8 protein-coding genes are annotated in these 6,117 nt (G+C 57.0%); 1 reads left to right on the top strand and 7 read right to left on the bottom strand.

The genetic code is table 11. The features are described from left to right. The first annotated feature begins 378 nt into the window (after positions 1-378). A complete protein-coding gene (gene pyrB, locus DU506_RS07960; protein ID WP_114486405.1) occupies positions 379-1,404 on the top strand; it encodes an aspartate carbamoyltransferase in 1,026 nt (341 codons plus the stop codon). Here the strand turns inward: pyrB and ruvX are convergent. The 7 genes from ruvX to DU506_RS07925 form a co-directional block, all read right to left on the bottom strand. Next, on the bottom strand, positions 1,401-1,856 hold the full coding sequence (gene ruvX / locus DU506_RS07955) for a Holliday junction resolvase RuvX (protein ID WP_114486404.1): 456 nt from the start codon (positions 1,854-1,856) through the stop codon (positions 1,401-1,403). The two genes, pyrB and ruvX, sit on opposite strands and share 4 nt — an antisense overlap. Further along, positions 1,856-2,413, bottom strand: coding sequence for a YqgE/AlgH family protein (locus DU506_RS07950; RefSeq protein WP_114486403.1), 558 nt, complete (start codon positions 2,411-2,413; stop codon positions 1,856-1,858). Before DU506_RS07950 ends, ruvX begins: the two co-directional genes overlap by 1 nt. A 121-nt stretch (positions 2,414-2,534) precedes the next feature. Further along, positions 2,535-3,491 (bottom strand): glutathione synthase, encoded by a 957-nt coding sequence (gene gshB, locus DU506_RS07945; RefSeq protein WP_114486402.1) that lies wholly within the window; start codon positions 3,489-3,491, stop codon positions 2,535-2,537. A gap of 80 nt (positions 3,492-3,571) precedes the next feature. Further along, the gene (locus tag DU506_RS07940) at positions 3,572-4,267 is read right to left on the bottom strand and encodes a CvfB family protein (RefSeq protein WP_114486401.1); all 696 of its coding nucleotides are present in this window, start codon (positions 4,265-4,267) and stop codon (positions 3,572-3,574) included. Positions 4,268-4,353: 86 nt separating this feature from the next. After that, a complete protein-coding gene (locus tag DU506_RS07935; RefSeq protein ID WP_235825481.1) occupies positions 4,354-5,112 on the bottom strand; it encodes a 16S rRNA (uracil(1498)-N(3))-methyltransferase in 759 nt (252 codons plus the stop codon). A gap of 4 nt (positions 5,113-5,116) precedes the next feature. After that, positions 5,117-5,620: a protein-export chaperone SecB gene (gene secB, locus DU506_RS07930; RefSeq protein ID WP_114486400.1), complete on the bottom strand. Its 504-nt coding sequence runs from the start codon at positions 5,618-5,620 to the stop codon at positions 5,117-5,119. A 64-nt stretch (positions 5,621-5,684) separates the two neighbouring features. Further along, on the bottom strand, positions 5,685-6,107 hold the full coding sequence (locus tag DU506_RS07925) for a rhodanese-like domain-containing protein (RefSeq protein WP_114486399.1): 423 nt from the start codon (positions 6,105-6,107) through the stop codon (positions 5,685-5,687). Between the last annotated feature and the right edge of the window lie 10 nt (positions 6,108-6,117).

Here is a 6,117-nt window from a genome sequence, read left to right as displayed (position 1 = left end):
CCTCATCGGCAAGCGCCCACATGAATTACCTGATCAATTGTTAAAGAGCTGTCGCGAGACCGTAACCGTTTGGCCTCAGCGAGGAAGCGTATTCTACGCCTTCCTGGGTGGTTGTCAATGGGTGATTTTCGATGCCGTCTGGCCTGACCTCGAAACTGCTAACTCTCTGACAAACCGAGGTTTTTCAACCTCATTCACCGCTGGAAACGCCTGGCGTTCCCGGCAGCGGATGCGTACTCTACCGCCTGACCGGGAGACTGGCAAGCCCCCGGTGTAAAAAAACTCCAAACAAGCCGTAAACCCTCTGTAAAAGCCCTTCGGTGTAGCCAGGCCACACGGTTACACTAGAGGCTACTTCCCTAATCGCCGAGGTTCGAGATGAGTTCCCACCTGCTTTCCGTCGACTCCCTGGAACGCGAAAACGTTGATCATCTATTGCGCGTTGCCGCACGCATGGAACCGATCGCTCAACGCCGACAGATTACCCGTGTGCTTGAAGGTGCGGTTCTGGGCAATTTATTTTTTGAAGCCAGCACCCGAACCCGCGTGAGTTTCAATGCCGCCTTCTGCCGCCTAGGGGGCAGCGTATGCGACACCACCGGGTTCACGTTTTCCTCAATGGCGAAAGGGGAATCGCTTTATGACACCAGTCGCGTCATGAGCGGATACTGCGATGCTATCGTGATGCGTCATCCAGACCAGGGGTCGGTAGCAGAATTTGCCGCTGCAACGAATGTGCCGGTCATCAATGGGGGAGACGGCCCCGGCGAACACCCAAGCCAGGCATTGCTGGACCTTTATACCATCGACAAGGAATTTGCTCGGCTAGGCAAAAAACTGGCTGGAGCTCACATTCTGCTTACTGGTGACCTGAAGTATGGCCGAACAGTGCATTCATTGATCAAACTGTTGTCGCTCTACGATCCCTTGCGCATCACCCTGGTTTCCCCACCGGGACTGGAAATGCCTGGGCATCTGATCGATCTCGTGGCATCCCGCGGGCATCAGATTGAACAGCGCGAAACCTTGTCGTGCGATTTTTCTGATTTGGATGTGGTGTATACCACCCGCATCCAGAAAGAGCGTTTCACCACGGAAATGAATGAAAGTTTTAGTGGTGTCTCGCAGGACTTCATCGTCGACCGTGCCTTTCTTGACCAGCACTGCTCGCCTACCACTATCGTGATGCATCCGTTGCCACGCGACAGCCGGCCCGGCGCTAACGATCTCAACGTGAATTTGAACGGCGACCCACGCCTGGCTATCTTTCGCCAGACTGATAACGGCATCCCCATGCGTATGGCGATTTTCGCTACCTTGTTGCAGGTGGAGAACTTGATTGAAGAGAATATGCGACCGGTACGCTGGTTCGTACCCAAGCAGATCGGCGTCCTGGATCGCTAGAGCGCGCTTCGCCCACCCGGCAACCCTTCCCGGTGGGCGAACCAGCCTTCGAGTATCAACACCGCAGCGATACCGTCCACACTTTGCTCGCGATAGTTGCCACGATGCCCGCTTTCGCGAGCAATCGACTTGGCTTCACGAGTGGAGCCGCGCTCGTCGATCATTTCGCAAGGCTTACCGTAACGGCCGTGAAGTCGGTTGCCGAATTTACGCGCGCGCGTACTCATCGCAGATTCACTGCCATCCATATTGATCGGCAGACCCACCACGAAAACATCCGGCTGCCATTCATCGATAAGCCGGGTGACGACATTCCAATCGGGGATGCCGTCGCGGGCCGGCAGCGCAGAAAGCTCCCGTGCGCTATGCAGCATTTCATTACCGACGGCTACGCCGATGCGTCGCGTACCGTAATCGAATGCCAACACCAGGCGCTGTCCTACCTCGGCCATCAGGCGTGCCCCGCGTCTCGCGTCATCAGGTTGAGGTCAATGCCCAACACCCCTGCCGCTGCCGACAGGCGCTCGGCGGGAGGCACGTTGAACAAGATATTGCTCGGCCCTTCCACCGTCAGCCAGGCGTTATCCTTGAGTTCCTCTTCCATTTGCCCGGCGTCCCAGCCCGCACAGCCAAGGCACACCAGAAAATGCTCGGGACCTCGGCCAACTGCCAGGGCCTGCAGGATATCCATGGAAGTGGTCAGCGCAATTCCGTCTTCGACTTGAATGCTGGAGTCCCAATCGTCACTGTCACCGCGATGCAGGATAAAGCCACGATCCTTGTGCATCGGTCCTCCGAAATATACCGGCGTCTCACGATGCGGACTTTCCTCGCCTCCCAGTTCCAGCTGATCGAAGAGAGCATCCAGCGTAACGTCCAAAGGATGGTTGACGATCACTCCCATGCTGCCGTTTTCATCATGATCACAGAGATAGATCAGGCTACCGGAAAAGTTGGGGTCTTCCTGATGCGGCATGGCAAGAAGGAAATGATGTTTCAAGCTTTGCATGAGGCTCCCGGGCGTTCAGGCAAGTGCCGACGCTCCATCTGATCGGTGTCTGGCCGGAACGTAAAGCACAGCGCCACAGGCACCTTGTTCCGGCTGGCTAAACAATAAAAAAGCGGACGCATCACGCTAGACGACGCTCGATGGCATCCAGCAGCAGGCCGGCAATATCGGTGCCCCGCTGGTCGTCGATTTCACGCACACAAGTAGGGCTGGTGACGTTGATTTCAGTAATGTAATCACCTATCACATCCAGCCCCACGAACATCAGGTTCTTTTCACGAATCATGGGCTGTATCTGTTGAATCAGCCAGTGATCTCGTGCGGTCAATTCGCGGGAGACGCCCCGACCGCCTGCCGCGAGGTTACCGCGCGTCTCACCGGCTGAAGGTATGCGTGCCAAGCCATAGGGGACGGGCTCACCATCAACCAGCAGAATTCGGGTATCCCCGTCCTTGATTGCCGGCAAATAGCGCTGCGCCATGATCTGCCGGCGACCTTGCAGGGTGAGTTGTTCGAGCACTGCACCCAGATTGCGGCCATCAGGGGTAATGTGGAAGATGCCCGTGCCGCCCATGCCATCCAGCGGCTTGAAGATCACATCCCCATGCTCGGCATGAAAGGCGCGCAGCACATCGACATTGCTGGCCACCAGCGACGGCGGGCAACACTGGGGAAATTGCTGGGCAAATAGCTTTTCATTACATTCAAGCAACGCCCGGGTGGGGTTGACCACCAATACACCCTCACGTTCAGCAAAACCCAAGAGGTGAATGGCGTTGGTGAACTCGAGATCCACCGGCGGGTCCTTGCGCATGAGGATCGCATCCAGCTCGGCCAGCGGCCGTGCATCTGCTTCACCCAATGTGAACCAGCGGACCGGGTCACGATGTACCGTCAAGGGGCGGATGCGGGCATAAGCCTGGCCTGCATTCAGAAACAGATCCTGCTGTTCCATATAATGCAATGAGTAACCGCGATCCTGTGCGGCCCATAACATGGCCAAGGTCGAATCTTTCTTGTAGGCGAGATCGGCAATGGTATCCATTACCACACCGAGCTTGAGGCTATTTTGGCTCATCTAGGCAATATTCCGGCAAGAACAATAAGCTGGCAGTATGCCGCACGGCTGGCTCACGTCCAACCATCCTTGAAATGCACTCATTCTTCCAAAGCTCCCGGAAGCAGGCGAATGGCATTCGGTTCAAGAGAGATCAGGCGCTGTTTGTAAAGCCGTCCGATAGCCTGCTTATAGGCACTTTTGCTGACACCGAGGCGCGCCTTGATTTCATTGGCGGCGCTCTTGTCGCCCAACGCTAGATAGCCCCCGCTCAAACGCAGAGCTTCGAGAATTTTGTCACCCACCACATCCAGACGAGCGGCGCCCGGCGGCAACAACGAAATATCCAGCCGTCCGTCGTCACGGCGCTGTTTGACATAGCCAGTGAGTGCTTGGCCGCGCCGCAACGGCTGGGTAATGTCATCCTGAAAGATCAACCCCCAGTAGCGGTGATTGACCACCACTTTCATCCCCAGGTCCGTGGCATCCGCAACGACCAAGTTCACCGCTTCGCCTTCTTCCAGAACCCAGGCGTCGTCGGTCAGGAAGCGATCCAGACGCATCGTGGCAACCGGTCTGCCGCGCTCGTCCTCATATACCTTCACCAGCACGCGCTTGCCCGGGTCAGGACGAAAGCGCTGTTCGCTGTAGGGTAGCAACAAATCCTTGGGCTGGCCCCAGTCGAGAAAAGCCCCGGTATCGTTCACCGTAACTACCTTCAGATAGACCACATCCCCGGGTTGAGCCTTACCTGAAACGATCAGCCCGGCAGCAGGCACTTGGGGTTCATGAGCCATTGGTGTCTTCCTGGAAAAGAATGCCGAAGAAAAAATAGTGGTGCAGACAGAAACTGATGCAAAAAAATAGCTGGGGAAAAATAAACTCAAAGATCCCCAAAGCGATCCTGCAGGAGAGACAGGGCCACCACCGGCGCGGTTTCGGTGCGCAGGATACGCGGCCCCAACGTCAGCGAAGAAAAACCGACGGCCAGTGCTGCCTCGACCTCCTGGGAGGAGAGCCCCCCTTCAGGGCCGATCAGCAGCGCCACCTTCTCGGGGGAAACCACCTTTTCAAGCGCTCCCTGAGTGGCAGGATGCAGAACCAGACATAAGCTTTCATCACGCCGGGCAAGCCAGTCGGCCAATGCGAGGGGTGGATGCACCGGCGGCACCGTGGCGCGGCCACATTGCTCACAAGCGCTCACTGCCACCGCCTGCCAATGTGCGAGCTTTTTCGCTTCTCGCTCGCCTTTCAAGCGCACATCACCGTGCTCGGTATAAAGGGGGGTAATGGCGGCAACGCCCAGCTCCACTGCTTTCTGGATAGCGTAGTCCATGCGATCCCCCTTGGAAATCGCCTGGCCTAGATGCACGGCAAGCGGGGATTCCGCCTGTCCCGGCCAGCAAGCCTCTATCTCAACCACGGCTTGCTTGCGATTCACCTCGCTCAACCGAGCACCAGCTTCACGCCCCTGGCCATCGAAGATTACCAACGGTGCGCCCACGCCCATGCGCAGCACTCGCGTCAGGTGGCGTGCCGGACCTTCCGGCAACACCACCTGAGCCCCCGGCGTAAACGCCACGGGCACGTACAGACGCGGCATCTTGCCGTGTTGGGCATACCACTCAGAAGAAGTCAGCATTTAGTTACTGGGTCTGCTCAGCCTGCTGGGCTTCACGCTGTTTCTTCTGGGCGTACATCGCTTCGAAATTGACCGGCGCCAGCATCAACGGCGGGAACCCCCCGCGGTTTACCAGGTTGTCCACACATTCACGCGCATACGGGAACAGAAGGTTGGGACAGAACGCACCCAGGGTTTGATCCAGCTGCGCGCCTTCAATGCCGGAAATGCGGAACAGGCCGGCCTGTTCGATCTCCGCCAGAAAGGAGGTCATTTCAGTTTCGTTATCCTTGACCTGAGCGGTGACCTTGACCACCACTTCATAGAGGTTGTCGTCCACTTTCTGGCTACTGGTATTCAAGTCAAGGCTGACCTTGGGTTTGAAAGCCTGCTGAAACACCGCCGGCGAATTGGGCGATTCAAAGGAAATGTCCTTGACGTAAATGCGCTGCAACGAGAATTTCAGCTGCGGTTTTTCGCCTTCGGCGGCTGCCTGCGCGCCGGCACTCTGATTGTTGTCTTCCGCCATGGGAAACTCCTTGTCATGTAACAGTAAAAAGTAAAGTAGTAAGCGTCAGCCTGGTCAACCGAGCTTACTTTCTAACCACCGGCAGGCCATCGGCTTGCCATTGCGCCATGCCACCCTTGAGCTTATGAACATGCTCAAAACCCGCCTTGGTGAGCTTAGCCTGCGCGGCACCGGCGCTCTGGCCATGCTTGCAAACCAGAATGATCGGCTGGCTCTTGAGCTTCTCCAGCTCTGACATCCGGCTTTCCAGCTTACTCTGCGGGAGATGGCGTGCACCGGCGATATGGCCGGCCTTGAAGTCCTTTTCCTCGCGGATATCCACCACTACCGCGTCTTCGCGGTTGATAAGCTGGGTCGCTTGAGCCGACGTCACTGCATTGGTCGCAGCGCTACGTGCCTCGTAGACAAGCCAGGTGATCAATACCAGCAGGAAAGCCCCGACAAGCAGGGGATGGTTTTGCACGAATTCGAACAGCTGATCGATCATCGCGTACACA

Source organism: Vreelandella rituensis, from assembly GCF_003336665.1.
GTDB classification, from domain to species: Bacteria; Pseudomonadota; Gammaproteobacteria; order Pseudomonadales; family Halomonadaceae; genus Vreelandella; species Vreelandella rituensis.
Note: the sequence above shows the minus strand (reverse complement) of the source record. Positions and strands in the feature narration are given on the sequence as shown.